Source organism: Antarctobacter jejuensis, assembly GCF_052266595.1.
Classification (GTDB): Bacteria; Pseudomonadota; Alphaproteobacteria; order Rhodobacterales; family Rhodobacteraceae; genus Antarctobacter; species Antarctobacter jejuensis.
Map to the genome: position 1 here is coordinate 58,204 of NZ_JBQQXJ010000010.1, position 26,198 is coordinate 84,401.

The following is a 26,198-nucleotide window of genomic DNA, read 5'->3' on the forward strand; positions in this document are numbered from 1 at the left end:
TCTCTACTGGAAGTTCGCATGCACGGCGTTGATCGCCGCCTGGTCAATCTCGACGCCCGCGCGGGTCTGGATATCGGTGGAAAGGGCGCGGAACAGGTCCTGCGCCACGTCCTGCGCCGCCTGGTTGCGGAACAATTGGGCCAGTTGCAGCGCCTCGTCGGCCTCCTTGTCGACCTCAAGGACGTCGTCCAGCCGCAGCACCACGGCGCCGTCATCGGTGCGGATCGCGCGGACATCGCCCGCCTCCATCTCGAACACGGCCTCAAGGACGCCTGCGGGCAGGTCCGCGCCAAAGGCGGTCCGGGTCAGGCCCTCTTCGGTCTGTGCATCCAGTTCCAACCCTTCAAAGGTCAGGCCTTCGCCCAGTTGCCCGGCCAAAGCCTCGGCGCGGCGGAACCGCTCGTCCAGCTTTTGAGCCTCCAGCCAGTCGGCCTCGACCCGCAGCTTGACCTCTTCGAAGGGGATCGGGGCAGGGGGCACAATCTCGTTCAGGCGCAGGGCAAAGAGACCTCCGTCGCCCAGTTGCTGAATGGAGGGATAGTCGCTTTCCTGAACCGCCTCGGCGGCCTCGCGGAAGGCCGGGTATCCGGCAATGTCGGCATCTTCGTCTCCGGTCCAGGCAATCTCGCCCAGCACCATATCCGTCCCCTCGGCCAGTTCTTCCAGTGTGACGCCCCCGGCCAGTTCATCGTCAAAGCCCTGCGCCTGCGTGTCGATCACGCGGCGCGCGCGGTCCAGCGCCAACTCGCCGCGCAGGGCAGGTTCCGCCTCTTCAAACGGCGTGGTCTGCGCGGGCAGAAAGGCGTTGACGCGGAACAGGGCCGGGCCAAGCGTCGAGGGTGCGGGGCCGACGACCTGTCCGACCTCTGCGCCAAAGACAACCTCGGCGGCATCGTCCAGATCCTCGCGGGTCACGTCGCCCAGGTCCGTATCGGCCAGATCCAGACCGCGTTCGGTGACCAGATCCTCGAACGCGGCCTCACCAGCGTCGATCCGTGCCAGAGCGGCCTCTGCTGCCGCGCTGTCGTTGAACACCAGCCGTTCCACAAGCCGCCGTTCAGGCAGGTTGAACTCTGCCGAACGTTCTTCATAGGCTTCGCGCAGGCTGTCTTCGGGCACTTCCACAGTGTCCACCAGCATTTCCGGCGTCAGCCACGTATAGGTGATCCGGCGCGTTTCCGGCCGCGTGAACTTGTCGATGTTGGCATCGTAATGCGCCTTGAGGTCGTCCTCTGTCGGAACCGGCGCACCCAGCTCAAGCGTGCTGTCGTCAACCTCGGCCCAGGTAAAGGCACGGCGTTCGCCGGTGTAGGCGATCAGGGTGTCGACGTAGACGTCGGGCAGGCGCACCCCCGCCAGAACCGCGCCCTGCAGCAGGTTGCTGGCCCCTTCGTCGCGCAGTTTCTCTTCGAACTCGCGCTCCGTCAGGCCAACATTTTCCAGCGTCAGCTTGTAAGCCTCGCGGTTGAAACTGCCATCGACGCCCTGAAAAGCGCGGATCTGGCGCAGATCGCGAGCCAGACGTTCATCGCCGACGGAGATGCCCAGCTGCCCGGCCTCATGTTCCAGCGCCGCCGTCACGACCATCTGGCTTAACACCTGCTGGGTCAGACCAAGCGCCTCGGCCTGTTGCAGCGTCAGCGGCTGGCCGCTTTGCTGTTGAAAATTGCGGATTTCGGTCTGCAGGGCGCGGAAATAATCGTTGGTCGAGATTTGCGCCTCGCCGACTGCGCCGACGGAGCGGACAGAGCCCGAAAAGTTGGTGGCGCCAAAGCCACCAAGCGCCAGCAACAGGAGGCCCAGCAAACCCCAGACAAGGATCCGACCCGTCCCGCCTTTTTTCTTCGCCATGATGACCTCCCGTACCGCGTTTGCCCTTGTCTATGCCGCGCCTCCCGGCGCTGCAAGAGGCCCATCGACCTCGGCAAGCCTGCGGGCGAATTCGGCGATCCCCGCCCGGTCGGTATTTGCAAAGGCGACACGGAACTTGCGGTCGCCGCTTTCATCGCCTTTGGGTGTGAACATGGTGGCGGGCAGGATCAGCACCCCGGCGTCGCGGACCAGACGCGGGGCCAGCTCTGCCGCGCTTTCGGCAAAGGGGTGTTCGATATAGGCAAAATAGGCGCCGCAGCCCAACAGACGCCATCCCTTGGCTTCCAGAACGGCGAAATGCTCTTCGATTGCCGCGCGCCGGTCCAGAATCTCATCGCGCTGTTCCGCCTTCCACTGCGCCAGGTTGCGCAACCCCCATAGGGCGGCTTTCTGGCCAAGGGACGGGGCGCAGATGGCCACCGTATCCTGAAACTTTTCCAACTCGTGCAGGAGGTCGGGATCGGTCAGCACGGCCCCGACGCGATGCCCTGTCAGGCGGTACGCCTTGGAAAAGCTGTAAAGCTGGATCAGCGTCCGGTCCCAACCGTCGCGCTGCAGCAGGCCGTGCGGCTCCCCGCTGCGCGAGTCGAAGTCGCGATAGGTTTCATCCACGATCAGCCGCAGCCCGGTCTCTGCGCAAAGATCAAAGAACCCGTCCAGAACGTCAGCCGGGTATTCCACGCCGCAGGGATTGTTTGGTGTCACCAGCACGATGGCACGTGTGCGCGGCGTGATCAGTGCCCGCGCCGCTGCGGGATCGGGGATCAGGTCGGGGCCACAGGGCAGGGGCACGGCCCGTACACCCGACATGTCCAGCCACATCTTGTGGTTAAAGTACCAAGGCACCGGCAGGATCACCTCGTCGCCCTCGCCGCAGATCGCTGCGATGGTGGCGGCAAAGGCCTGATTGCATCCGGCGGTGATCGCCACCTGATCCGCTCTCACGGTGCCGCCGTAATGGCCTGACCACTCTTCGGCCAGTGCCGCGCGCAGATCCGGCAAGCCCAGAACCGGGCCGTACAGATGGCTGGACGGCTCCTCCATCATGTCCGCCATGGCGGCGCGCATCGCGGGCGGGGGTGGATCCGCCGGGGCGGCCTGACTGAGGTTGATCAGTGGCCGGTCGGGCGTAAACACCACCCCGCGCAGCCAGCGCTGCGCCTCTGGGATCGGCGGAAAGAATGTCGCCTCGGTGCGCGTCGCCATCGGATCACTCCATCCTGCTGTTTCTTTGGGCCGAAAAATACCTCGGGAGCGCGAAGGCAGCGCCCTCGCACTGGGAGGGGGCCGGGCCCCCACAAGAAAGTTTCCGCCGCAAGGCGTGCCTTTGGATCACGCCTTCAGTCGTCGCCGCGATAGGGTTTGACGTATTGCAACGCCATGTCCCACGGGAAGAAAATCCAGGTATCCTGGCTGACCTCGGTGATGAAGGTTTCGACCTGCGGGCGGCCCTGCGGTTTGGCATAGACCGTCGCCACATGCGCCTTTGGGTACAGGCTGCGCACCAGTTCCAGTGTTTTGCCGCTGTCCACAAGGTCGTCGATGATCAGGATGCCCTCGCCGTCGCCGACAAGCTCGGGGTCGGGCGATTTCAGCACTTCCGCCTCGCGCCGGTCATCGGCCTTGCCGCCGCCGGAGTGATAGCTTTTCACGCTGATCGTATCGACGGTGCGGATGTCCAGTTCCCGTGCCACGATCATCGCGGGCGCCATACCGCCGCGCGTGATGGCCACAACCGCTTTCCAAAGGCCGTTGTCCGGTCCCTGTCCCTGCAAACGCCAGGCCAGCGCCCGTGCATCGCGGTGCAGCTGGTCCCAGCTGACGTGAAAGCCCTTTTCATGCGGCAGGCGGTTGTCCATTGCGCTCTCCTTGGCAGGCGGTGTGGGCAGAGGCTATACGCCAGCGCCCGCGCCTCGGGCAAGAGCCGTTACCGCGAAAGCAGAAGGCGCAGGCCAAGCGCGGTCAGGATGGCGGCGGCGCACCGGTCGATGACGGGTTTTGCGCGCAGGTATCCGGCGAGGGCGGGCGGCGTGGACAAAAGCGCCGCGAATAGGCTGTAGACCGTCAATTCCACCGCGAAATGATTGCCAACGATCAGGGCCTTGTCCGCCAATGTCATCCCCGCCGGAAAGATCACCACAAGGACAGAGGCGGCAAAAAGCACCGATTTCGGGTTCAGCAGGTTGACCATCAGACCGCCCAGAAAGGCCCGCGCTCCGGGATGGGCGCTGTCAGCGACCGGTTTGGATGCGTCCCGCCACAGGCCGTAGGCGATCCACAGCAGGTAGGCCGCGCCCGCCAGTTTCATGGCGCCATAGGCAAAGGGAAACAGCGTGAACAGAACCTCCAGCCCCAACAGCGCGGCACCTGTCCAGCCCGCCGCCATCAGGCCAAGCCCCGCGCCGGTGGCCGCGCCCACGCGAAACCCGCCGGCAATCGACTGCCGAAGCGCAAAAAGCAGGGCTGGGCCGGGTGCGGCCATGGCCGCCAGCAGGGTCAGGTTGAAGGCCAGAAGATGTGTCCACGTCATGCCGCGCATCCTTTCCGGTTCCATCAGCAAGCGGGCCAGCCCGTCCGCTGTCAAACGAAAACGCCCCGACCAATCCGGCCGGGGCGCGTCGCGATCCAATTTTCGGCGCTGTCAGCCCTTTGAGATATCCGGCGCATCCACCGCCTTCATGCCGACCACATGATATCCCGCGTCCACATGATGCGTCTCACCGGTGACACCCGCGCCCAGATCCGACAGCAGGTAGAGCGCCGAATTGCCAACGTCCTGAATGGTCACGTTGCGGCGCAGCGGAGAGTTGTATTCGTTCCACTTCATGATGTAGCGGAAATCGCCGATGCCGCTGGCGGCCAGCGTCTTGATCGGACCGGCGGAAATCGCGTTAACGCGGATGCCGTCCTTGCCCAGATCCTCGGCCAGATAGCGCACCGATGCCTCCAGCGCGGCCTTGGCCACGCCCATCACGTTGTAATGCGGCATGATGCGCTCGGCCCCGTAATAGGTCAGCGTCACGGCGCTGCCGCCGTTTGTCATCATCTTCTCGGCGCGCTGCATCACGGAGGTGAAGCTGTAGACCGAGATATCCATCGTCATGGTGAAATTGGCCTTGGACGTGTCCACGTAGCGGCCGCGCAATTCGTTCTTGTCGGAAAACCCGATGGCGTGAACGATGAAGTCGAGGTTGTCCCACTTCTCCTTCAGCGCGTCGAACAACCCGTCAATCGACGCCTCGTCACCGACGTCGCAGGGCAGCACAATGTCCGATCCCAGCTGTGCGGCCAGCGGATCGACACGCTTTTTCAGCGCCTCGCCCTGATATGAGAATGCCAGTTCCGCGCCGGCATCTGCGCAAGCCTTCGCGATGCCCCAGGCGATGGACTTGTCATTGGCCAGCCCCATGATCAGGCCACGTTTTCCTGCCATCAACCCGTTTGACATCTTTGCCTCTTCCACCAGATAGCCGATTGAGCGAGGTTTAGGCGATCGGTTAACAGCCATCAAGCCTGCAAAATTCGCAAAATACCGGCGGATCAGCGAAAAAGGAGCATGACAGATGAGCGACCGCACCGGACTCTTTGCCGGGGACGACCCGTTTCAGATCGCGCGCCGCTGGCTGGGGGAGGCGGAAGAGCAGGAGATCAACGATCCGAACGCGATTGCGCTGTCGACCGTGGACGCGGATGGCCTGCCCAACGCGCGCATGGTCCTGCTGAAGGAAATCGAGGCCGACGCCTTTGTCTTTTATACCAATTACGAAAGCGCCAAGGCGCGGGAGTTGGATCAGGCGGGTAAGGCGGCCTTTGTCATGCACTGGAAATCGCTGCGGCGTCAGGTGCGCGTGCGCGGGCTGATCGAAAAGGAGGACGGCCCGCTGGCCGATGCCTATTTCGAAAGCCGCTCGCTGAAAAGCCGTCTGGGGGCCTGGTCCAGCCGCCAGAGCCAGCCGCTGTCCTCACGCGCGGCGCTGATGGCGGAGGTCGCGAAAATGACCGCACGGCACGGCACAAACCCGCCGCGGCCGCCTTATTGGGGGGGATATCGGCTGCGCCCGGTCGAGATAGAATTCTGGGCCGACGGCGCATTTCGCCTGCATGACCGTTTTCGCTGGCGCCGTGCGGGGCTGGATGCCGAATGGTCAATTGATCGTCTGAACCCGTGAAATCCCCTGAAATCTAAGGCGCATTTCACGCGACGCCAAATGCGCAGCCGACAGATAGTGGAAAGGGCTGACACAAAATAGCACAATAACCCGGTCTTGCTTTGAAGGTGGGCTTTGTTCCAAGACTCGGGGCGGGGATAAGTTAGTACACTTGGAAATCATGGTGACACAAGAGGAAGACAAGGCGCAGACTGCGGTCTCGGGCCGCGTGAAATGGTTCGATCCGGTCAAGGGGTTCGGTTTCGTGATTTCGGATGAGGGGGGGCCGGACATCCTTCTTCATGCGAATGTGCTGCGGAATTTCGGACAGAGTTCCGTCGCGGACGGCGCGCGCATCGACATCAATGTGCAGCGCACCGACCGTGGCGTTCAGGCGACGCAGGTCCTGACCATCGAACCGCCAGAGCAGACAGAAAATGCGCCGCTTGCGGATTTCGACCGGATCGATCCCGAGGTTCTGGCCCGGGCACCGCTGGAACCAGCGCGGGTGAAATGGTTCGACAAGGCAAAGGGTTTCGGGTTTGCAAATGTGTTCGGAAAACCCGAAGATGTGTTTATTCATATCGAGGTCCTGCGCCGCTCGGGCCTCGCGGATTTGCAGCCGGGCGAAGCCCTTGCCATCCGCGTGGTCGAGGGTGAGCGGGGACGTATGGCGATGGAAGTAAACGCATGGGAAAACGCTTTGCCGCGTTGAGTATTGTTGTCACGCTTGTTGCGTGGCCTGCATTTGGACAGGAAGACGGCCCGCAGACCGAGCCGAGCAAGGAACTGCCTCCGCCACCATCGGTGGTGAAAACGCCCGTTTTGACACCGCCCGCATCCGAGGCCCCGTTGGTCACGGCGCCGGCAGAAAAGGTGCCAACAACAATCCCGCCGACAGCCGCTGCGCCATCTGCGACACCGGGGGCAACACCGCCCGCCGCTTCGGCGCCCGTCATCGGACCGCCCGCCGCACAGGCCCCCGTGGCCAAGGCCCCGACGGACCAGCCCGATCCGGTCACGGAACCGCCAGTCAAGGAACCGCCGGTCATCGCGCCGATCCTGCCCATCGGCGATGAGGTCATTCCCGATACCGAACCCCAGAAAGACGTGCTGGCCGATCCCGACAATACGATCGGGGCGTGCCGTGACGACACGATCTTTGTGCGCGGGCTGTTCGGCAAGGCGCGCTTTTCCGTGGATGTGGCCAAGACGGCGGATGAACGCGCGCAGGGTCTGATGAATGTGAAAAACATGCCCACCAGCAAGGGGATGCTCTTTGTCTACCCGGTGCCGCAGCCGGTGGCCTTCTGGATGAAGAACACTCTGATCCCGCTGGACATGATCTTTGCCGACAGCCGCGGCGTCGTGGTCAAGGTGCATGACAGCGCGGTGCCGGGGGACGAAACCTCGATCCCCGGAGGCGATGACGTGCAATACGTGCTGGAGATCAACGGCGGTTTGGCCAGGATGCTGGGCATCCGCGAAGGCTCTGAATTGCGTCACCCGGAAATCCGTCGCGCCGCATGGCCGTGCTGAACTTACGATTCGGGCTTTTCAACGCGCGTCGGTGCGGCTAGACCGCATCGAAAGTCGGGGCGTGGCGCAGCCTGGTAGCGCGTCTGTTTTGGGTACAGAAGGTCGTGAGTTCGAATCTCGCCGCCCCGACCACTTTCCAGAAAGATCGCTGACCACATCACCGCGCCGCACGCGGCGGCGGGCGTGGTGACCGGATCGTCTTTTAAACCCCTCCATCATTTTGGCGCGAACCAAGGACGTGGACGTGGTCCGGCGTGGACGTTCCTGGCGGTTGTCTCTGACTGGTGAACCACAAGATAGGGTAGGGGCATGAGAATCGGTTCGGCCACCAGATGTAGTGGCGCGCATCGAAATTCGCCCGAAGTGAGGGGTTGATCGTTGTCGCTCTGCAACATCGACGGCCGCGCAGAGAAGTTAAGTATTATTAACGATTCAGCCTGCCAAACCTAAAGTTATCCACACAAACGTGGGGATAAATACCGCTCCCCCCTTGTATTTCTGCGTCTGGCCGCACTGTGCAAATCCTTAACAACTGTGGACGAGTCGGGACGGGCCTACCGCCCCTAGTGGACTGACGCCCAGTCAACACAAAATATATGTAAGAAACTTGAAAAACCCGTTGACGACTCTCCGATCCAAAGTGCATTTTGTGTAGGCCGGTCGAGAGAACCACAACATATAGTGGTCGGTGGCAAGGGACAGAAAACACAGCAAACTGAACTTCGGGGCGCATAGCCTCGGACCGCGCGGCAACCGCGGGCAGGTGGCTTTTTCTTTCTTGCTCTCTCGCTGGCACGAACACACGGGACAGCGCTCAGGGGCAGCAGGGATGAAAATCGAAAGAAAGTACACCAAGGCAGGGCAGGACGCATATGCGGAGATCGCCTTTGTCACCACCAAGTCGGAGATTCGGAACCCGGACGGAAAAGCCGTGTTCTCGCTCGACAATCTGGAGGTTCCGGCGGGCTGGAGCCAGGTGGCAAGCGACGTGATCGCGCAGAAATACTTCCGCAAGGCCGGTGTCCCGGTCGAGTTGAAGCGCGTCCCCGAAGAGGGTGTGCCTGAATTCCTGTGGCGCTCGGTCCCGGCGTCCAAGGACACGCCCCGGACAGGTGAAACCAGCGCGCGTCAGGTCTTTGACCGTCTGGCCGGTGCTTGGTGCTACTGGGGCTGGAAAGGCGGCTATTTCTCGACCGAGGAAGACGCCCGCGCCTATTTCGACGAGATGCGCGTCATGCTGGCCACCCAGATGGCCGCCCCGAACAGCCCGCAGTGGTTCAACACCGGCCTGCACTGGGCCTATGGCATCGATGGCCCCGGTCAGGGCCATCACTATGTCGATTATAAAACCGGCAAACTGACCCGGTCGAAATCGGCATATGAGCATCCCCAGCCGCACGCCTGCTTTATCCAGTCGGTTGCTGACGATCTGGTCAGCGAAGGCGGTATCATGGATCTGTGGGTGCGTGAGGCGCGCCTGTTCAAATACGGCTCCGGGACCGGCACGAATTTCTCCTCCCTGCGTGCCGAAGGAGAGGCTCTGTCAGGCGGGGGAAAATCCTCCGGCCTGATGGGGTTCCTGAAGATTGGTGATCGTGCCGCCGGTGCGATCAAGTCGGGCGGTACGACCCGTCGAGCAGCGAAGATGGTGATTTGCGACGCCGATCACCCGGACATCGAAGAATTCATCAACTGGAAGGTGAAGGAAGAGCAAAAGGTGGCGTCTATCGTCGCTGGCTCGAAAATGCATGAGAAGATGCTGAATGGCATCTTCGAGGCAATCGGTGTCTGGGACGGCGATGAAGCGGACGCATATGATCCCAAAAAGAACGAGACCCTGAAGGCGGCCATCCGTGCAGCCAAGGGCGCTATGATCCCCGAGACCTATATCAAGCGCGTTCTGGACTACGCCCGTCAGGGCTATGCCTCGATCGAGTTCCCGACCTACGATACGGATTGGGACTCAGAGGCTTACGCGTCGGTCTCGGGCCAGAATTCCAACAACTCGATCCGCGTCACCGACGCCTTCCTCAAGGCCGTCAAAGAAGACAAGGATTGGGAATTGATCCGCCGCACCGACGGCAGCGTCGCCAAGACCATCAAGGCGCGCGACCTGTGGGAACAGGTGGGCCACGCGGCCTGGGCCTGTGCTGATCCGGGCATCCAGTTCCACGACACCGTCAACGCATGGCACACCTGCCCCGAAGACGGCGCGATCCGTGGCTCGAACCCCTGTTCCGAGTACATGTTCCTTGATGACACGGCCTGTAACCTTGCCTCGATGAACCTGCTGACCTTCCTCAAGGACGGCAAGTTCGACGCAGAAGGTTACATGCACGCCACGCGTCTGTGGACGCTGACGCTGGAAATCTCCGTCACGATGGCGCAGTTCCCGTCGAAGGAAATCGCGCAGCTCAGCTATGACTTCCGCACGCTGGGACTTGGCTATGCCAACATCGGTGGCCTGCTGATGAACATGGGCTTTGGCTATGACTCGGACGAGGGCCGCGCACTCTGCGCCGCGCTGACCGCGATCATGACCGGCACCGCCTATGCGACCTCGGCAGAGATTGCCGGCGAACTGGGTGCCTTCAAGGGCTACACCCGCAACCGCGAGCACATGCTGCGGGTCATCCGCAACCACCGCAACGCCTCTTACGGCGCGACCGAAGGTTATGAGAAACTGGCGGTCAAGCCGGTGCCGCTGGACATTGTAAACTGCCCCGACGAAACGCTGGTGCATCTGGCGACCTCGGCCTGGGATGAGGCGCTGAGCCTTGGCGAAAAGAACGGTTACCGCAACGCGCAGGTTTCCGTCATTGCGCCCACCGGCACCATCGGCCTTGTCATGGATTGCGATACCACCGGCATCGAGCCGGACTTCGCCCTGGTGAAGTTCAAGAAGCTGGCCGGCGGCGGCTACTTCAAGATCATCAACCGCTCGGTTCCGGCGGCGCTGGACAACCTGGGCTACAGCTCCAGCCAGATCGAAGAGATCATCTCTTACGCAGTGGGCCACCAGACGCTGGGCAATGCGCCGGGCATCAACCACACCGCCCTGATCGGTCACGGCTTCGGCCCCTCGCAGATCGACAAGATCGAAAGCGCGCTGCCGTCGGCCTTTGACATCCGCTTTGTCTTCAACCAGTGGACGCTGGGCGAAGAGTTCTGCACCGATGTTCTGGGCATCCCGGCGGAAAAGCTGAACGACCCGTCCTTTGACATGCTGCGGCACCTTGGCTTCTCCAAGGCCGATGTCGAGGCGGCCAACGACCACGTCTGCGGGACCATGACGCTCGAAGGCGCGCCCTTCCTGAAAGAAGAGCACCTCAAAGTCTTCGATTGCGCCAACCCCTGCGGCAAGAAGGGCAAGCGTTACCTGTCTGTCAACAGCCACATCACCATGATGGCGGCGGCGCAAAGCTTCATCTCGGGCGCCATCTCCAAGACGATCAACATGGCCAATGACGCCACCATCGAGGACTGCCAGAAGGCCTATGAACTCAGCTGGTCGCTGGGTGTGAAGGCCAACGCGCTGTACCGTGACGGTTCGAAACTGTCGCAGCCGCTGGCCGCCGCGCTGGTCGAGGATGACGACGAGGCCGCCGAGACGCTGGAAACCGGCACACCGCATGAAAAGGCGCAGGTGCTGGCCGAAAAAATCGTCGAAAAGATCGTGGTCAAGGAAATCGTCAAGTCCGAACGCGAGAAGATGCCGGAGCGCCGCAAGGGCTATACCCAAAAGGCGATCGTGGGTGGCCACAAGGTCTATCTGCGGACGGGCGAATACTCGGACGGCAGCCTTGGTGAGATCTTCATCGACATGCACAAGGAAGGCGCTGGCTTCCGTGCGATGATGAACAACTTCGCCATCGCGGTGTCGGTTGGCCTGCAATACGGTGTTCCGCTTGAGGAGTTCGTCGACGCCTTCACCTTCACCAAGTTCGAACCGGCGGGCATGGTGCAGGGCAACGACAGCATCAAGAACGCCACCTCGATCCTTGACTACATCTTCCGCGAATTGGCCGTCAGCTACCTCGACCGGACCGATCTGGCGCACGTCAAACCCGAAGGTGCCACCTTTGATGACATTGGCCGTGGCGAGGAAGAGGGCGTCAGCAACGTCAAGGAACTGTCGGAAAGCGCCGCGTCGCGTAGCCTTGAGGTGCTGAAGCAGATCAGCTCCACCGGCTACCTGCGAAAGCGTCTGCCGCAGGAACTGGTGGTGCTGCAGGGCGGTCAGGCAACTGTCGCTCTGGAGGCCGGGACCAACGCCGACGATGTGCTGCGCACACTGGTGCCCGCCACCGCGGCCGGGCCGAAATCAGGCGGAACCTCAACCTCGGTCTCAGTCTCGGCGATGGCCATGACGGCGGTCACCAAGGCCAAGATGCAGGGCTACGAGGGCGAGGCCTGCGGCGAGTGCGGCAACTACACTCTGGTGCGCAACGGCACCTGCATGAAGTGCAACACCTGCGGCGCGACGAGCGGCTGTAGCTGAGGACTGTGAGAATGGAGGTCCACCGCCTCGACTGCGTGCTCGAATGGGATGGCATCCTCAGCGATCCCATGAGCCTCACGGTCAATGTGACCGGGGCAGGGCATGCAGTTGGCGGCAGCGGATCCTTCGCAATGCCCGCGCGCTTTGTCGGACCGGCCAAGCGCAGCGGCACCTCGCCCAAGGTCGTCTTTCATGACGGTACAGGCTTTGACATCGAGGTGACGCGGTTCGACATGCGCACGGGCATCGCATATTTCCAAACGCTTGGTGCGTTGGAATTCCTGGTCCGGAAACGGGCCTGAAAAGACACTCCTGGGGGGGGGGTGAGGCGGGGCCGGTTGCCATTGGCCCCGCGTGGTTAGGGTGGTCCGGGAGTCCCGTCCCGACATCCGATCCCGGAACCGGTGCGCTGGTTCCTGACGCAGACAAGGCCGCAGGCAGAAAAACACGGGCGGTTAACAGATGAGCCTTGTCGGCGAAACTAGGCGTCCCTCCCCCGGGGGCGCCTTTTTTCTTGCCCCGAGTCCGGTCCTGCAGGTTCCCGCCGACGCGGCTGTGCGCCGGTTTCGGCGGGCGCGTGCCGGTTCATGCCACGACTATCCGCATAGCGCCGCCGGTGCCGTATAATAGGCTTTGGTCCGCCTGCGCTATACCCCTGATATGGCAAGGATTTGCACGGATCGGCCCGCTGTGCCGGCACCCCCTGCACAGCGCCGAAATCGTCGCCATGTTAGCCGTGTTTTCAACAACCACTCACGGAGGAAAACATGAAGACCACTTTGATCACCACCGCAGCACTGGCCGCATTCACCCTGCCTGCCTTTGCGCAGGAGGCCCAGACCGGGCCGGTGCTGGATGCGGATGCCGACGGCTTTGTCACCATCGAAGAGGTGCAGGCTGTCTATCCGGAGGTCAGCGAAGATGTTTACTCGGCGGCGGACAAGGATGCGGATGGCATGCTGAACGCCGACGAAGTTGCCATGGCCCGTGCCGAGGGGCTGCTGCCCGCGGACGAAGAGGGCTAAGGCGCTCTGGCGCGCCCCGCCGTCCCCTACTAACCGCGGGGCGCGCCACCCCTGAGCCGGGTCAGCGGAATTCGATCCGGCAGTTGACCAGTTCTCCGAACAATCCGCGCTGGCAAACGCGCACGCGCTGGCGCTGCGGCTCTGGCGCCGGGGCCGGGGCGGGTGCCGTCCGGCGCGGCCGGGGAGTAAAGGCCGGAGCCTGATTGGCCAGACGTTCCCGTTCCGCCTCTTCGCGCGCCTGTTCTGCAAGGAAATCCTGGTACAGCGCCTCGCTCTGGCGGAACAGCTGATCGCGCTGCGCCGCGTCCAGGAAACCGGTCGGCTGTGTGCCAATGCTTTCCTGCCATTCCTGCAATGCCGCGCGAGAGCCGGGACCAAAGATGCCGTCGGCCCCGCGCGTATCGAAGCCGAGCAGCGTCAGCCGGTTCTGGATTTCCTGCCGGTCGTCAAACCGCAGGTCCAGCTTTTCCTCTGTGCCCCGCGTCGTCGGCGGCAGTTCCCCGACCGCCGCCACGAGGATGGCGTCGGTCGCTTCGGGCGAGGGCTGCTTGACCGAGTCGGCCAGCGTCTGCGAGGCCGGGAACAGCTTCCAGATATCCTGATAGGCGATTTCCTTCCACGACTCTGACACCAGGGCGGTTTGCACCTGCCGCAGCGGCGGGTTACCACCTTCGGTCCATTCCGGGCTGGTGCGGAACCGGATGAAGGGCGTCGGGTCGATTGCCGACCGCCCGGCATTGTTCAACTCCACAAGGCAGGCGCGCCACGACGGCACGCCGTCGATGATCGCCTCCACCAGGTAGGTGGCCTTGCGATGCGCCATCGCGCCGCTCTCACGCAGAACCCGATTGTCGTAGACGGCCTTTTCGGCGCTTGTATTGCCGGGATCGAATTCCGCGTCTTCCAGGATGCAGGCGCGGGTGACCATCTCGTCGGTCAGGCTGCTGGGCGGCTGATAGCCCTGCAGCGTCAGGCCAAGGGCGCGCGCCTCGTCGATGCGGCGCACGTACAGCACATCGCTGGCGGGCACGGACAGGACCTTGGCCGCGAAATCCGGCGACATGTCGAATTTATCGGCCCGCGACAGGATTTGGCCCGCCGCCTTCATGGCCACGGCGACGATGTCCTGCGTGGTTTCGCCCTCTGCACTCAGGCGTGGCGTGGAAAAGCCCAGTTCGGCGTTCAGGTGCAGCGTCTTGGCGGGCAGGGGCGGCGCGCCGCCATCCCGGTTCGAGCCGCCCAGAAAGGCAAAGGCGCAGGACCCAAGGCAACGTGCCCCTTCATCGATGGCAGTGGAAATGCCCTGATCGTACAGGTAATCGGCGATGCGGATCGCCTCGTCAAAGGACCCGCCCTCGCTGTTCAGGCACAGCGGACGGTCGCCGGAAAACCGGCGCTGGCTGTTGATGCGGCGAATCTGGTCCAGATCGCCAGCGGCGATGACGCCGCTCAGCGTGGCCCCGCAATCGAAGGTCGTTCCCGGGGTGGTAAGCAAATCAGCGGCATGGGCGGCCGGGGCGGCCAGCATCGTTGCGCAAAGCAGCGCTGCAAAGCTGCGGGCGGGTGAGATGGCTTTCAGCATTCTGATCCTCCGTACCTGTTGCCGCGACGGCCCGGACATGTATAGCCGCGCCGGCAGGTTCTTCCTAGACCGGGGTTCAGGCGACACGTCTCTGTGACTTGGAATCCCCCCGGCGCGCGGCGCGTCGGGCGCGCGCCGGGGGGGCATGGCTCAGCCGGCCAGTGCCTTGTTCAGGTTCTCGTCGATCTTTTCGAGGAAACCCATCGTCGTCAGCCAGCCCTGATCCGGGCCAACCAGCAGCGCAAGGTCCTTGGTCATGTGACCCGATTCGACGGTATCGACGATGACCCGCTCCAGCGTTTCCGCGAACTCCTGCAGCGGCGTGTTGTTGTCCAGCTTGGCGCGGTGCTTCAACCCACCGGTCCAAGCATAAATCGACGCGATGGAGTTGGTGGAGGTCGCCTGACCCGCCTGATGCTGGCGGTAATGGCGGGTCACGGTGCCATGGGCCGCTTCGGCCTCGACGATCTTGCCGTCGGGGGTCATCAATTGGCTGGCCATCATGCCCAGAGAGCCAAAGCCCTGCGCCACGGTGTCGGACTGCACATCGCCATCGTAGTTCTTGCAGGCCCAGACAAACTTGCCGTTCCACTTCAGCGCGCAGGCAACCATGTCGTCGATCAGCCGGTGTTCGTACCAGATCCCGGCCGCCTTGAATTTGTCGGCGAACTCGGCCTCGTAGATCTCTTCGAACAGGTCCTTGAAGCGGCCGTCATAGGCCTTGAGGATGGTGTTCTTGGTCGACAGGTAGACCGGCCAGCCGATGTTGAGACCGTAGTTCAGCGACGCGCGGGCAAAATCGCGGATGGAGGAGTCGAGGTTGTACATCCCCATGTAGACGCCTGCGGATGGGGCGTCGTAGACCTCGCGCTCGATCACGTTGCCATCTTCGCCTTCGAACTTCATGGTCAGCTTGCCCTTGCCGGGAAAGGTGAAATCCGTGGCCTTGTACTGATCGCCGAAGGCGTGCCGCCCGACGACGATCGGAGAGGTCCAGCCGGGCACAAGGCGCGGCACGTTCTTGCAGATGATCGGCTGCCGAAAGACCACGCCGCCAAGGATGTTGCGGATGGTGCCGTTCGGGCTGCGCCACATCTTTTTAAGGCCGAATTCCTCAACCCGTGCCTCATCCGGCGTGATGGTGGCGCATTTGACCGCGACGCCGACTTCCTTGGTCTTTTCGGCGGCATCGATGGTGATCTGATCCTCGGTGCGGTCGCGTTCCTCGATCCCGAGGTCGTAATACAGCAGGTCGATATCGAGATAGGGCAGGATCAGCTTTTGCTTGATGAAATCCCACATGATGCGGGTCATCTCATCCCCGTCCATCTCGACCATCGGGTTGTCGACCTTGATCTTTGTCATGATACGCCCCTTTGGCTTGGCTGACTCGGTCAACTTGTAGCGCAGTTATTCGGTGCCGCAAATGTGGTATGCAAATGTATACCGAAATTTCTGACCTTGAAGGGGGACATCGCCCCTGTCGCTGCGCTGTTTTTAAGCACTAAAATTGTCGCCTTAAATCTCAGGTAAGGGTCGTGATTGTAGGCAAGGAGGTGGACGTGACCGGCACGCGCCTCGTGCGCCGGGCATAGCGGAGTATTTTGTGATGAATGCGCTTGTCAGCGGCTTGCAGCGGCTTGATGGCCGGTTTCTGGCGACCCTCGTCAGCCTGTTGTTCGTACCCCTGGCGCCGGCGGTGGGCTTTGCCTCGGGGAACAACCCGCTGCCGGGGGTGGCGGGCATGGCGGTGCTGGCGGCGGGGGCGGCGCTGACCTTCCGGTTTCGGTTCGGTAAGAGCGAGGAGGTGCTGGCGGCCATCCTGATTGCCCAATCCGCGCTGGTGACCGCGCAATTTGCGGGCCATCCGTGGCAGGCCGATACCCATGTCATCTCTTTTGCAATGCTTGCGATCATCGCGACGATGCGGCGGACCGGGCCGCTGGTTCTGGCCTGCGCGCTGTCGGTCGTGCATCTGATCGGCGTTGGGCTCTACTGGCCCGCGCTGGTCTGGCCGCCGGAAACCCAAGGGACGGCCATGCTGCACGGTGGGCTCCTGGTGATGGTGTTGCTGTTGGAAACCCTTGTGCTGTCGGTTGCGATCCTGCAACGACGCGCGGCGCAGGACGAACGGGACAGGGTGATCCAGCGCCTGCAGACCGAACGTGAGATGGCGACCGACGCCCGTGCAGAGGCAGTGGAAAATGGCGAAAAGGCCCAGCAGGTGATCGAAAACATGCGCGTGGCGCTGGCGCGGCTGGCCGGTCGCGACATGACCTGTTCGATCGACAGGGAGTTTCCGCCCGCCTACGAATTCCTGCGGCAGGATTTCAATTCGACCGTGGAAACCCTCAGAGAGGCGTTTCTCAACGCAAATGATGTCGCCGAGAGCTTTACCCGGGACGCGCAGGACATTGCACAGGAAATGACCGGGCTTTCCGCCACCAATGGGACCCATGTCAAACGGTTGAGCGAGATGACCGCCGCGACGACCCAGCTGCTTCAGACCGTTGGCGCGACGGCGGAACAGGCCAAACATGCGGCCAAGGCTGCCGGGCAGGCGCGCACCAGCGCCGTGGACGGCGGCAAGGTCACCGCCGAGGCGATACAGGCCATGCGCGGGATCGAGGACAGCTCTTACGAGATATCGCAGATCGTTGACCTGATCGACGACGTGGCCTTTCAGACCAACCTGCTGGCGCTGAATGCAGGGGTTGAGGCCGCGCGCGCCGGTCAGTCCGGCAAGGGCTTCGCCGTGGTCGCGGCAGAGGTACGCCACCTTGCGCAAAGCACCTCGGAGGCCGCGGCCGGGATCAAGAAACTGATTTCGCGCAGTTCCGATCAGGTCAAATCCGGTTCCGAACTGGTCGACGCAGTGGGGCAACGCCTGGCGGAAATCCAGTCCCAGATATCACGCGCCAGCGATGAGGCCGATGCCATCTCCGCCAGCAATGCAGAACAGGCCGCCGCGCTGAACCAGCTGCACACCCAGGTCTGCGAGGCGGACCGGGAAACGCAAGGAACCGCCAAGCTGGGGGAGTCGCTGGCGGCGCGCTCCCGCAGGATGACCATCGCGTCCAAGAAACTCTCCTGCGATCTGGAGGCCTTTACCTTTACCGAGGAAGACCTGATGCGCGGAATGTCGGAAGCATCCCGCTGAACCGCCGTCAGGCCGGTTCCAGCCCGCTTTCCGCCCGTCGCATGGCGCGCATCACCACAACCCCGGCAGTGGCCAACAGCATCACGCCAAAGGCCAACGGCATGGCGGTGCCGTCGAACATCAACCCGATCGGGACGGCCAGCAGAACCCCGGCGACCGTTGCAATCGCCCCGGTGATCGAGGCCGCCATGCCCGCGATATGCCCCATCGGTTCCATCGCGATGGCATTCAGGTTGCCGATGGTCAGACCCGCCTGAAAGAAGGCGAGGAACTGCCAGAAGAAAAAGCCCGCGAACAGCGCATCGCCCTGCAGCCCCGCCAGTTGCAGGCCAAGCAGCAGGCCGCTGACGGCGATCTGAACCTGCAACATCAGCGATACCAGCCGCCGCATCCCCAGCCGGACGACCAACAAGGCGTTGATCAGACTGCCCGAGGCCGCCAGCAGGGCGGTCGCCCCCATCCACAGGGGAAAGCTGTCTGCCTTGTCGAACAGCCCTTCGTAGATGGGCTGCACGCTTGAAATGGTCGCAAAGAGCATCGCAAAGACAAGGCTTTGCGCCACGATGGACAGACGCACCACGGGATGCGCCGACATCTCCATCGCTGCCGCCCGCAGGGTCATGATCCGAAATGGACGGCGCGCCTCGATTGGCAGGGTTTCCGGCAGCCGCCACCATAGCCAGAAACCGGCAAGCAGGGCAAAAACGACAAAGGCCCAGAAGATCATCGGCCAGCCGCCGTGCCGCAGCATCAGCGCCCCGATGGAGGGCGCCACCGCCGGAACCAGCGTGAACACCATCATCACCAGCGAGACGATCTGCGCCATCTGCCGCCCGGCAAAGAGATCGCGGATGACCGCCATCGCAACCACGCGCGGCCCGGCGGCGCCAAGCCCCTGACAGGCCCGCGCGAGCAGCAGCATCTCAAGGCTTTCTGCCTGCGCCGCCAGCGCGGCGGAGACGATATACAGCGCCGATCCTGCCAACATCACCGGCTTGCGCCCAAAGCTGTCCGACAGCGCTCCGGTGAACAAGGTGCCCAGCCCCATGCCGAAGACAAAGACCGTCACAACCAGCTGCGCGCGGTTCGGCGCATCCGGTGTCAGCGCCTCTGCCATGTCGGGCAGGGCGGGCAGCATGGCGTCGATGGAAAAGGCGATGATGGCGGCCAGCATGGCCATCAGCGCGATCAGTTCCGCGCGCTCCGGCAGCCCCTCGGGCGCGGGTCTCATCTGTTCGGGACGGGGGGAGGACATGACAACCTCTGGCTACAAACTCCGCGCCTGTAACACGGACTTGCAGAAGTGAACAGGTCAGTCTGGTTTTTCCGGCTCGTCGTCCTCATTGGCGACCTTGCGGGCTTCCTGATGATGGCCCAGCCGCGCGACCAACCATTCGGTGTGCTCTTCACGCTTGCGCATGGCAAAGCTGCCGAATTGCTGCACCGCGACCGCGAAGATGCCCAGCCCCACAAGGATGAACACCGTGGTTCCGATCTTGCCCATCGGCGTCGCCGGGACCAGTTCCCCATAGCCCACGGTCGACAGGGTCACGACCGTGAAAAAATAGGAATCGAGCCAAGACCAGCCCTCGACGTGGCGAAAGAACACCGTGCCAAGCGCGATCAGCACCGCCACCGTCATCAACAGAGTGAACAGGCGCATCGGGTTCATGCCTCCGGGTCGGCCCCTGTCCGGAGCTCTTCGATCACACGTGTCCACAGTTCCGGCGGCTGCGCGCCGGGAACAGCGTGTTTGCCCGCGACGATGAAGGTGGGGACCGAGGTGATGCCCATGCCGCGCCCCGCCGCATCGCGTTCGACGATTTCGCGGCGGTCCTCGTCGCTGGACAGCAGACGCAGGACCACGCTGGCGTCCATGCCGCTCATGTCCGCGACATCGGCCAACACCTCATGGTCGCCAATGTCACGCCCTTCGGTGAAATAGGCGCGGAACAGGCCGGAGACCACCGGCGTCTGCTGGCCCTCGATCCCGGCCCAGTGGATCAGCCGGTGTGCGTCGATGGTGCTGGGCGTGCGCTTGATCTGGTCCAGCCGCATGTCCAGCCCAGCCTTCTTGGCGTGCTCTTCGACCGGTAGATAGGCCTGCACCGCGCCCGCTTTGCCGCCAAACTTGCCCTCAAGGTAGGCACGGCGGTCCATACCTTCGGCGGGCATTTCTGGGTTCAGCATGAAGGGCAGCCAGCGGATGTTGAACGGATGATCCGGGTTCGCCTCCAGCGCGCGGTCAAGATAGCTTTTGCCGATGTAACACCATGGGCAGATCGGATCGGAAAAGATGTCGAGTTGGATCATGGGGCCTCCCTGTGCCTCCGGTCATGTAGCGCCAGACGGATCGATCACGTGATCCTTCAGCGCCTTGCGGAGGAGCTTGCCATTTGGATTGCGCGGCAGCGCGTCGATACGGACAAAGGTGCGTGGGCATTTGTAGCGCGCCAGCCGGGTTGCGGCCTCTGCCTTCAGCGTGGCTTCGTCCAGCTCTGCCTCTGCGGTGTAAAAGGCGGCGACGATGCGCACGTCCTGTTTGACTGCGATATCGGTCACGGCCAGATCCTGCACGCCGGGCAGACCGGCAAGCGCGGCCTCGACCTCCAGCGGTGAAACGCGATAGCCGCCCGCGTTCATCATGTCGTCATCGCGGCCAAGATAGGTGATGCTGTCGTCCGCCGTCATCGCGCCGCGGTCGCCGGTCAGATACCAGTCGCCGCTGAATTTCGCCGCCGTGGCTTCTGGGGCGCCGATGTATTCGCGCATCAAACCGGGGTCGTTTCGGTCCACGGCGATCACGCCTTCATCGCCGCGCGGCACGGGTTGACCGTCCTCGCCAAGAATGGCGATGCGCCGCCCGGGCTGCGGACGCCCAAGGGTGCCGGCCGCCGCCGGAAGGCCCGGCGCGGCAGAGATGAAGGTGGAGCATTCCGACATGCCGTAGGCTTCGAAGATCGAGGTGCCGGTGACCTCTTGCCACTGGGCGCGCAGCGCCTCCGACAGCTTTTCGCCCGCCGCCAACCCATGTCGCAGTTTGGGCATGGCGGGGACCGGGAATTTCAGGATCTGGCGATAGACACCGGGGGCGGCGGCAAAGATCGTCGCCTCGAACCGGTTCATCAGCAGGCCCATCTGCGCCGGATCAGTGCCCGCCGCCGGGATCAGCGCCGTTGCCCCCCGTGTCCAGGGATCCATCAGCCCGGTGCCCAGCGTGTAGGTCCAGTTGAATGCCCCCGCGTGCAGCAGCCGATCCTCGGGCGTCAGTCCGTACCATCCGTCCATCATCATCTGGCGGGCCCAGATCGCACGATGGGCATGGCCCACAGCGCGCGGCGTGCCGGAAGTGCCGGAGGTGTAGATGATATAGGCGAGCCGTTCGGGATCTCCCATCTGGAAATCGGCGGGCGGCAGGGCGTGCCAGGCCTCAAAGATCTCCGGCCCGAAAACCGGCACCTGCGTGTCCGGGCAGGCCACACCGTCGGCGCGCAGCACCGCCTTGGGGGCCAGCGTGTCGATGATCCGGGCCACTTCCGGTTCGGTCAGTTGCGATGAGGTCGGCACCGGCACCACGCCCGCCGCGATGGCGCCCAGATAGGCAATCGGGAAATCCACCGTATTGCCCAGCCGCATCAGCAGGATGTCCCCGGGAGTCAACCCGGCCTGCAGCAAACCCGTCGCGGTGCCGCGCACGGCGGCGATCAGGCGGTCATAGGACCAGCGCTGCGCGCCCGTGGGTTTCACCACCGACAGGGCGATCTTTTCCGGCGTCTTCTCTCCGGCGGCCAACACATGCGCGGCAAGGTTGAAGGGCGCGGGGCAGGGGGCAAACCGCCCCTCGTCGAAAAGAGAGAGTTCCTTGGACATGGCGTTTGGCTTAGGCCGCGCGGCCTCTGCGTGCAAGGGCCTGCGCTTGCAAGGTCCCACGACGGAGCCTATAGCACTTTCCCATGGCGAACGATCCAAAATCCCTGATCCGCATCGCGCGTGAAAACGGCGATACCACGCATACCGAACCGCTGGACCTTGGCCAGCGTGTCCGGGAACTGCGCAAGGAGAAGGACTGGACGCTGGAACAGGCCGCCCGGCAGGCCGGGCTTGCGCGGTCGACCCTGTCCAAGATCGAGAATGGGCAGATGTCACCCACCTATGACGCGCTGAAAAAGCTGGCCGTCGGGCTGGAAATCTCGGTGCCGCAGCTGTTCACCCCGCCACAGCGTGAACAGGTCAACGGACGTATGGCGGTGACGCGCGGCGGCGAAGGCCAGCATCAGGCGACCACTACCTACGAACATGACCTTCTGGCGGAAACCCTGACCCGCAAGAAGATGCTGCCTTATCGCGCGCGAGTTCGTGCACGCAGCATGGATGAATTCGACGGTTGGGTGCGCCACGACGGCGAGGAGTTCCTCTACGTCCTTACCGGCGTCATCAAGTTGTACACGGAATTCTACGAACCGGTCGAGATGAAGCGCGGCGACAGCGCCTATTACGACGCGACCATGGGGCACAACGTGATCTCGGTCTCTCCCGAAGACGCCACAATCCTCTGGGTCACTTCGCTGGGTTGAGCTGGGCTGAGCGCCGCGCGCTCAGTCCTCTGTCAGTTCGGTGGCGCGCCGCGCCAGACCTTCGATCTCGATGAAATCCTGCAGCGCTTCGCGGGCTTCGCTCACTGTCAGTTCGTGCATGTCCGCGATGTGATGCGTCAATGCGCGGCTGTCGCGGGGGCGTTCCGCCAGACGGCTTCGATCAATGCGGGGAAAGTGTCCCTCAAGCCGGGATACCATGTTGTCCCAGTTCGCGGATAGCTCATGCCAGTCCATGTTGCGCTCCTTCTGCACGGACTCCCCCTCCGTCAGATTTGAAATGTATCTTTTCCACGACGCTCAATAAAGCGTCAGTCTGCCGCATGTGCCAAAGTAGGAGGCGTTCCAGTCTGGGTTGTTGGCGGTCCCAAGCTCACTAAACCTTTGATTGATAAATGCGGTCGATCTATTTCCAATGCGCAAGTTCAGGCGGCTTGTTGCCCATTCTGCGGGCATCACGAATAACACCGCGATCCGGGATCGGAACGCGGTGTCATGCGGCGAATGGGGTTTGTGGAGAGAATCGGTTGGTTCTTGGGGGCGCGCTTCGGCGTCCCGTGCCGCCAGCGCTTCACGGAACCGGCGGCACGGGGTTTCACCTCAACGTTCCGGCAACAGCCCGCGCGGCGAGAACCGCAAGACCACCAGCAGGATGACCCCCATGGTCAGCAGGCGCATGTGCTGCACGCTGTCCAGCAGGTGGGCCTTCAGCATGGAATCATCCGCCATCCAGCTTGTGATCCACGTCATGAAGGCCGGGCCGACGGTTTCCACCTGCACCCAGAGGAACCAGATCAGGAACCCGCCAAGCACCGCCCCAAGGTTGTTGCCCGATCCGCCGACAATCACCATCACCCAGATCAGGAAGGTGTAGCGCAGCGGCTGGTAGCTGGTTGGGATCAACTGGCCGTCCAGCGTGGTCATCATGGCGCCGGCAATGCCGCAGATGGCAGAACCCAGCACAAAGACCTGCAAGTGGCGGAAGGTGACATCCTTGCCCATCGCCCGCGACGAGGTTTCATTGTCGCGGATCGCGCGCATCATCCGGCCCCAGGGCGAATTCAGCGCAAGCTGCGCCAGCACCAGAAGCAAGATCAGCGCGGCGGTGAAATACAGCGTGTAGCCCAGCTTGATATAGAGGGTCGAGGCGGCGGTGGCATCCAGCCCCCAACCGGCGGCGGATTCCACAAAGCCGGGATCGTTCTGCAGTTCCAGCGGATCGGGAACGGGGCGGGGCAGGCCGGTGACGTTCTTGACGCCCCGGGTCAACCATTCCTCGTTCTTCATCACCGCCAGCAGGATTTCGGAGATGCCCAGCGTCGCGATGGCAAGGTAGTCAGAGCGCAGGCCCAGAGCGGTCTTGCCGATGATCCACGCCGCCCCCGCAGCCACCAGACCACCCGCCATCCAGCCGATCACCACAGGCAGGCCAAGCCCGCCAAGGAAACCGGTGCCGGCCGGGTTGACCGCCTCGATGGCGTCTACTGCAGGGTCCCGCACCAGACGGTAGACGATGAACCCGATGACGATCGCGGCCGCCACCAGCCAGCGGTTGCCGGTCTTCTTCCACAGGACCACCGCGCCGATGATTGTGCCCGCGCCAATGACCAGCGCCAGCAGCGCCCGCGCGCCGCCCGCGGCCCATGCCTCTGGCACAGGGGCATAGGAGGTCAGCATCACCGCCATGCCGCCGACGGCGACAAATCCCATGATGCCGACGTTGAACAGACCGGCGATGCCCCATTGCAGGTTCACCCCCAGCGCCATGATCGCGCTGATCAGGCCCATGTTCAGAATGACAAGCGCGAGGTCCCAGCTTTGCAAGACACCGGTGCCAAGGATCAGCACGGCAACCAGGGCGAACAGCGCGAAGGTACGGAAATGATGGCTCATACCGATTTCCCCTTGAACAGACCTGTGGGCTTGAACAGCAGCACCACCACGAGGATCATGAAGCTGACCGCGAATTTGTATTCTGTGGCCATCAGTTGGACCAGGCCGGAAGGCTCCAGCCCTTCGGGCATCAGGTAGACCAGCACCTTTTTCCACGCATAGGTGATCGCCACCTCGGAAAAGGCGATGGTGAACCCGCCCGCAATCGCCCCCAGCGGACTGCCCAGCCCGCCGACGATGGCAGCGGCAAAGATCGGCAGCAGCAGCTGGAAGTAGGTGAAGGGCTTGTACGACTTGTCGAGGCCGTAAAGAACGCCCGCCACGGTGATCAGCGCGGCGACGATCACCCATGTCACCATGACCACGCGTTCGGGGTTGATCCCGGACAACAGCGCCAGATCCTCGTTGTCGGAATAGGCGCGCATGGACTTGCCGGTGCGGGTCTTGCCAAGGAACCAGAACAGCGCCGCCACGACGATCACCGCCGTGATCACCGTCAGGCCCTGGGTCGTCTTGATCCCCAGCCCTTCGTCCAGCCCGGTCATTGTCTTGAATTCGCGCGCATTGATGATGAAGCGTTCCCCATCGTCAAACCGCTGGTCATCGGCCCCGAGGATAAAGCGCGTCACCCCGTTGTAGATGAACATCACCCCGATGGAGACGATCACCAGAACCACGGGTTTCGCCCGTTGTGCCCGGTAGAACCGATAGACGGCTCTGTCCGTCAGCAGCACCAGCGCGGCGGTCCCGGCAATCCCGAAGGGAATGGCCAGAAGCGCCGTCGGCAGCGGCCCAAGGCTGATGCCCCAGGACTGGAACAGCCAAGTGAACAGGATCGTCACCATGGTCCCGAACGCCATGGTGTCGCCATGGGCAAAGTTCGAGAACCGCAGGATCCCGTAGATCAGCGTGACCCCCAGCGCGCCCAGAGCCAGCTGGCTGCCGTAGGCCATCGCGGGGATGATCACGAAGTTGGATAGCGCCACGATGGCGTTGAGGAAATCCATCAGTCGTTGTCCTCGTCCTGACGGCGCCCGGTTACTCCGGGCGCTCTTGTTGTGTTGGTCCGTGCGGCGGTCTTGCCCGCGTTGGGGAAACGCACCGCACGCTTCATTCGATGAACTCGCAGCTGCCGTGATAGGTCACAACGGTCAGCGGCTCGACAAAATGGACGCTCAGGCGGGCCTGCCCGTCCATCTTCTGAGTCAACATGTAGCTGCCGTATTGATCGGTCGCCGTCAGCACCAGCGCGCCGTTCGCCTCGCCCACCTGACCTTTGGCATCGCCGGTCCCCAGCAGCATGGTGGCCTCTCCGGGAAAGGTCTTGGGCAGGTCCAGTTCATGGCCGAACTGCGCAAAGGTGCACTCCTCTTCATCAAGGCATTCCACCGTGTATTCGCACAGCATCCGGGCCTCGCCCGGTTCCTCGATGATGTCGACGCCCTCGGCGACACCGGCCTGCGCCGCCAGCAAAAGGACCACGGCGAAAGAGAACATCCGCTGTCTCATGGGGCCTCCTCACAATGGCCATGCCACGGGGCCGCGTGCGCATCATCGGTCAGGCGCGCCGCGCCATCCGGTGCCCGCGTCAACATCAGGCCACGCCCGGCGGCCCAGAAACCGCGCGTGCCGTCGCCGGTCAGCAGGGCCTCTGCCTCGAATGTCGCCCCCTCGACCGTGACCCGGCTGACCTGCCGCCTGGGCGGGTCGGCGGGATCCAGTGCCGGGGCAAAAGACGCAGGCTCAAAGGTGAAACTCAGCCGCAGGTTGGCATCGTCGCGCGTCAACAGGCAGTCATACTCCAACGACGCGGCGCGCACCGCACCGGCCAGCGCGCTGAGCGCGGCAGCCGCGCCCAGAACCGTTCCCTCGGCGGCCCGCATCCG

Annotated in this window: 24 protein-coding genes and 1 tRNA gene; 9 read left to right on the forward strand and 16 right to left on the reverse strand. The window is 63.2% G+C overall.

Features of this window, described 5'->3' with window-relative positions; genetic code table 11:
• Positions 1 to 3 precede the first annotated feature (3 nt).
• From ACTXGA_RS15325 to fabI, 5 genes are all read right to left on the reverse strand, one after another.
• Complete coding sequence (locus ACTXGA_RS15325) at positions 4 to 1,851, reverse strand: peptidylprolyl isomerase (RefSeq protein WP_443395113.1); 1,848 nt, start codon at positions 1,849 to 1,851, stop codon at positions 4 to 6.
• Positions 1,852 to 1,881: 30 nt separating this feature from the next.
• Positions 1,882 to 3,078: an aminotransferase gene (locus ACTXGA_RS15330; RefSeq protein WP_443395115.1), complete on the reverse strand. Its 1,197-nt coding sequence runs from the start codon at positions 3,076 to 3,078 to the stop codon at positions 1,882 to 1,884.
• A gap of 134 nt (positions 3,079 to 3,212) precedes the next feature.
• Positions 3,213 to 3,731, reverse strand: a complete 519-nt coding sequence (gene gpt, locus ACTXGA_RS15335; protein ID WP_443395117.1) for a xanthine phosphoribosyltransferase — start codon at positions 3,729 to 3,731, stop codon at positions 3,213 to 3,215.
• Between the two features lie 68 nt (positions 3,732 to 3,799).
• Positions 3,800 to 4,402 (reverse strand): LysE family translocator, encoded by a 603-nt coding sequence (locus ACTXGA_RS15340; RefSeq protein WP_443395119.1) that lies wholly within the window; start codon positions 4,400 to 4,402, stop codon positions 3,800 to 3,802.
• Between the two features lie 111 nt (positions 4,403 to 4,513).
• Positions 4,514 to 5,320, reverse strand: a complete 807-nt coding sequence (gene fabI / locus ACTXGA_RS15345; RefSeq protein WP_443395121.1) for an enoyl-ACP reductase FabI — start codon at positions 5,318 to 5,320, stop codon at positions 4,514 to 4,516.
• Between the two features lie 115 nt (positions 5,321 to 5,435).
• On the opposite strand from fabI, the gene pdxH reads away from it, so the two are divergent.
• The 7 genes from pdxH (at position 5,436) to ACTXGA_RS15380 (ending at position 13,085) form a co-directional block, all read left to right on the forward strand.
• On the forward strand, positions 5,436 to 6,041 hold the full coding sequence (gene pdxH / locus ACTXGA_RS15350) for a pyridoxamine 5'-phosphate oxidase (protein WP_443395123.1): 606 nt from the start codon (positions 5,436 to 5,438) through the stop codon (positions 6,039 to 6,041).
• 160 nt (positions 6,042 to 6,201) lie between these two features.
• Complete coding sequence (locus ACTXGA_RS15355) at positions 6,202 to 6,735, forward strand: cold-shock protein (RefSeq protein ID WP_443395306.1); 534 nt, start codon at positions 6,202 to 6,204, stop codon at positions 6,733 to 6,735.
• A gap of 161 nt (positions 6,736 to 6,896) precedes the next feature.
• Entirely contained in the window at positions 6,897 to 7,559 is a 663-nt protein-coding gene (locus tag ACTXGA_RS15360) for a DUF192 domain-containing protein (protein ID WP_443395124.1), read from the forward strand.
• A 55-nt stretch (positions 7,560 to 7,614) separates the two neighbouring features.
• Positions 7,615 to 7,691, forward strand: a tRNA-Pro gene (locus ACTXGA_RS15365).
• Positions 7,692 to 8,388: 697 nt separating this feature from the next.
• Positions 8,389 to 12,060 carry a vitamin B12-dependent ribonucleotide reductase gene (locus ACTXGA_RS15370; protein ID WP_443395126.1) on the forward strand — a complete coding sequence of 1,224 codons (3,672 nt, stop codon included), beginning with the start codon at positions 8,389 to 8,391 and terminating at the stop codon, positions 12,058 to 12,060.
• A gap of 11 nt (positions 12,061 to 12,071) precedes the next feature.
• Positions 12,072 to 12,362 carry a hypothetical protein gene (locus tag ACTXGA_RS15375; RefSeq protein WP_443395128.1) on the forward strand — a complete coding sequence of 97 codons (291 nt, stop codon included), beginning with the start codon at positions 12,072 to 12,074 and terminating at the stop codon, positions 12,360 to 12,362.
• A gap of 465 nt (positions 12,363 to 12,827) precedes the next feature.
• The gene (locus tag ACTXGA_RS15380; RefSeq protein ID WP_443395129.1) at positions 12,828 to 13,085 is read left to right on the forward strand and encodes a hypothetical protein; all 258 of its coding nucleotides are present in this window, start codon (positions 12,828 to 12,830) and stop codon (positions 13,083 to 13,085) included.
• Between the two features lie 61 nt (positions 13,086 to 13,146).
• On the opposite strand, the gene ACTXGA_RS15385 is transcribed toward ACTXGA_RS15380, so the two are convergent.
• Entirely contained in the window at positions 13,147 to 14,667 is a 1,521-nt protein-coding gene (locus ACTXGA_RS15385; RefSeq protein WP_443395131.1) for a peptidoglycan-binding protein, read from the reverse strand.
• Positions 14,668 to 14,817: 150 nt separating this feature from the next.
• Positions 14,818 to 16,032 carry an NADP-dependent isocitrate dehydrogenase gene (locus tag ACTXGA_RS15390; RefSeq protein ID WP_443395132.1) on the reverse strand — a complete coding sequence of 405 codons (1,215 nt, stop codon included), beginning with the start codon at positions 16,030 to 16,032 and terminating at the stop codon, positions 14,818 to 14,820.
• Between the two features lie 244 nt (positions 16,033 to 16,276).
• Between ACTXGA_RS15390 and ACTXGA_RS15395 the strand changes: the two genes are divergently transcribed.
• Complete coding sequence (locus ACTXGA_RS15395; protein ID WP_443395134.1) at positions 16,277 to 17,827, forward strand: methyl-accepting chemotaxis protein; 1,551 nt, start codon at positions 16,277 to 16,279, stop codon at positions 17,825 to 17,827.
• 7 nt (positions 17,828 to 17,834) lie between these two features.
• On the opposite strand, the gene ACTXGA_RS15400 is transcribed toward ACTXGA_RS15395, so the two are convergent.
• The 4 genes from ACTXGA_RS15400 to ACTXGA_RS15415 are packed head-to-tail and all read right to left on the reverse strand — an operon-like array spanning position 17,835 to position 21,697.
• Complete coding sequence (locus ACTXGA_RS15400) at positions 17,835 to 19,082, reverse strand: multidrug effflux MFS transporter (protein WP_443395136.1); 1,248 nt, start codon at positions 19,080 to 19,082, stop codon at positions 17,835 to 17,837.
• A 57-nt stretch (positions 19,083 to 19,139) separates the two neighbouring features.
• On the reverse strand, positions 19,140 to 19,499 hold the full coding sequence (locus tag ACTXGA_RS15405) for a potassium channel family protein (protein WP_443395138.1): 360 nt from the start codon (positions 19,497 to 19,499) through the stop codon (positions 19,140 to 19,142).
• Positions 19,496 to 20,140: a DsbA family oxidoreductase gene (locus ACTXGA_RS15410; RefSeq protein WP_443395140.1), complete on the reverse strand. Its 645-nt coding sequence runs from the start codon at positions 20,138 to 20,140 to the stop codon at positions 19,496 to 19,498. Before ACTXGA_RS15410 ends, ACTXGA_RS15405 begins: the two co-directional genes overlap by 4 nt.
• Positions 20,141 to 20,161: 21 nt before the next feature.
• A complete protein-coding gene (locus ACTXGA_RS15415; RefSeq protein ID WP_443395142.1) occupies positions 20,162 to 21,697 on the reverse strand; it encodes a class I adenylate-forming enzyme family protein in 1,536 nt (511 codons plus the stop codon).
• An 83-nt stretch (positions 21,698 to 21,780) separates the two neighbouring features.
• Here ACTXGA_RS15415 and ACTXGA_RS15420 point away from each other — a divergent pair, with 83 nt between their 5' ends.
• Positions 21,781 to 22,401, forward strand: a complete 621-nt coding sequence (locus ACTXGA_RS15420) for a helix-turn-helix domain-containing protein (RefSeq protein ID WP_443395144.1) — start codon at positions 21,781 to 21,783, stop codon at positions 22,399 to 22,401.
• A 21-nt stretch (positions 22,402 to 22,422) separates the two neighbouring features.
• Here the strand turns inward: ACTXGA_RS15420 and ACTXGA_RS15425 are convergent, their stop codons facing one another.
• From ACTXGA_RS15425 to ACTXGA_RS15445, 5 genes are all read right to left on the reverse strand, one after another.
• Positions 22,423 to 22,656, reverse strand: coding sequence for a hypothetical protein (locus tag ACTXGA_RS15425; RefSeq protein WP_443395146.1), 234 nt, complete (start codon positions 22,654 to 22,656; stop codon positions 22,423 to 22,425).
• 363 nt (positions 22,657 to 23,019) lie between these two features.
• A complete protein-coding gene (locus ACTXGA_RS15430; RefSeq protein ID WP_443395148.1) occupies positions 23,020 to 24,312 on the reverse strand; it encodes a branched-chain amino acid ABC transporter permease in 1,293 nt (430 codons plus the stop codon).
• Positions 24,309 to 25,319: a branched-chain amino acid ABC transporter permease gene (locus ACTXGA_RS15435; RefSeq protein WP_443395150.1), complete on the reverse strand. Its 1,011-nt coding sequence runs from the start codon at positions 25,317 to 25,319 to the stop codon at positions 24,309 to 24,311. The genes ACTXGA_RS15430 and ACTXGA_RS15435 overlap by 4 nt, the downstream gene beginning before the upstream one ends.
• A 103-nt stretch (positions 25,320 to 25,422) precedes the next feature.
• Complete coding sequence (locus ACTXGA_RS15440; protein WP_443395152.1) at positions 25,423 to 25,821, reverse strand: hypothetical protein; 399 nt, start codon at positions 25,819 to 25,821, stop codon at positions 25,423 to 25,425.
• The gene (locus ACTXGA_RS15445; protein WP_443395153.1) at positions 25,818 to 26,195 is read right to left on the reverse strand and encodes a hypothetical protein; all 378 of its coding nucleotides are present in this window, start codon (positions 26,193 to 26,195) and stop codon (positions 25,818 to 25,820) included. The genes ACTXGA_RS15440 and ACTXGA_RS15445 overlap by 4 nt, the downstream gene beginning before the upstream one ends.
• Between the last annotated feature and the right edge of the window lie 3 nt (positions 26,196 to 26,198).

What these genes read in the sequence shown, in the direction of transcription:
- ACTXGA_RS15325 (WP_443395113.1), bottom strand. Translation starts at nt 1,851, where the DNA reads ATGGCGAAGAAAAAAGGCGGGACGGGTCGGATCCTTGTCTGGGGTTTG.
- ACTXGA_RS15415 (WP_443395142.1), bottom strand. Translation starts at nt 21,697, where the DNA reads ATGTCCAAGGAACTCTCTCTTTTCGACGAGGGGCGGTTTGCCCCCTGC.
- ACTXGA_RS15395 (WP_443395134.1), top strand. Translation starts at nt 16,277, where the DNA reads ATGAATGCGCTTGTCAGCGGCTTGCAGCGGCTTGATGGCCGGTTTCTG.
- ACTXGA_RS15420 (WP_443395144.1), top strand. Translation starts at nt 21,781, where the DNA reads ATGGCGAACGATCCAAAATCCCTGATCCGCATCGCGCGTGAAAACGGC.
- ACTXGA_RS15355 (WP_443395306.1), top strand. Translation starts at nt 6,202, where the DNA reads ATGGTGACACAAGAGGAAGACAAGGCGCAGACTGCGGTCTCGGGCCGC.
- ACTXGA_RS15375 (WP_443395128.1), top strand. Translation starts at nt 12,072, where the DNA reads ATGGAGGTCCACCGCCTCGACTGCGTGCTCGAATGGGATGGCATCCTC.
- pdxH (WP_443395123.1), top strand. Translation starts at nt 5,436, where the DNA reads ATGAGCGACCGCACCGGACTCTTTGCCGGGGACGACCCGTTTCAGATC.
- ACTXGA_RS15340 (WP_443395119.1), bottom strand. Translation starts at nt 4,402, where the DNA reads ATGACGTGGACACATCTTCTGGCCTTCAACCTGACCCTGCTGGCGGCC.
- ACTXGA_RS15330 (WP_443395115.1), bottom strand. Translation starts at nt 3,078, where the DNA reads ATGGCGACGCGCACCGAGGCGACATTCTTTCCGCCGATCCCAGAGGCG.
- ACTXGA_RS15400 (WP_443395136.1), bottom strand. Translation starts at nt 19,082, where the DNA reads ATGTCCTCCCCCCGTCCCGAACAGATGAGACCCGCGCCCGAGGGGCTG.
- ACTXGA_RS15435 (WP_443395150.1), bottom strand. Translation starts at nt 25,319, where the DNA reads ATGGATTTCCTCAACGCCATCGTGGCGCTATCCAACTTCGTGATCATC.
- fabI (WP_443395121.1), bottom strand. Translation starts at nt 5,320, where the DNA reads ATGTCAAACGGGTTGATGGCAGGAAAACGTGGCCTGATCATGGGGCTG.
- ACTXGA_RS15430 (WP_443395148.1), bottom strand. Translation starts at nt 24,312, where the DNA reads ATGAGCCATCATTTCCGTACCTTCGCGCTGTTCGCCCTGGTTGCCGTG.
- gpt (WP_443395117.1), bottom strand. Translation starts at nt 3,731, where the DNA reads ATGGACAACCGCCTGCCGCATGAAAAGGGCTTTCACGTCAGCTGGGAC.
- ACTXGA_RS15425 (WP_443395146.1), bottom strand. Translation starts at nt 22,656, where the DNA reads ATGGACTGGCATGAGCTATCCGCGAACTGGGACAACATGGTATCCCGG.
- ACTXGA_RS15445 (WP_443395153.1), bottom strand. Translation starts at nt 26,195, where the DNA reads ATGCGGGCCGCCGAGGGAACGGTTCTGGGCGCGGCTGCCGCGCTCAGC.
- ACTXGA_RS15380 (WP_443395129.1), top strand. Translation starts at nt 12,828, where the DNA reads ATGAAGACCACTTTGATCACCACCGCAGCACTGGCCGCATTCACCCTG.
- ACTXGA_RS15390 (WP_443395132.1), bottom strand. Translation starts at nt 16,032, where the DNA reads ATGACAAAGATCAAGGTCGACAACCCGATGGTCGAGATGGACGGGGAT.
- ACTXGA_RS15370 (WP_443395126.1), top strand. Translation starts at nt 8,389, where the DNA reads ATGAAAATCGAAAGAAAGTACACCAAGGCAGGGCAGGACGCATATGCG.
- ACTXGA_RS15440 (WP_443395152.1), bottom strand. Translation starts at nt 25,821, where the DNA reads ATGAGACAGCGGATGTTCTCTTTCGCCGTGGTCCTTTTGCTGGCGGCG.
- ACTXGA_RS15405 (WP_443395138.1), bottom strand. Translation starts at nt 19,499, where the DNA reads ATGAACCCGATGCGCCTGTTCACTCTGTTGATGACGGTGGCGGTGCTG.
- ACTXGA_RS15410 (WP_443395140.1), bottom strand. Translation starts at nt 20,140, where the DNA reads ATGATCCAACTCGACATCTTTTCCGATCCGATCTGCCCATGGTGTTAC.
- ACTXGA_RS15385 (WP_443395131.1), bottom strand. Translation starts at nt 14,667, where the DNA reads ATGCTGAAAGCCATCTCACCCGCCCGCAGCTTTGCAGCGCTGCTTTGC.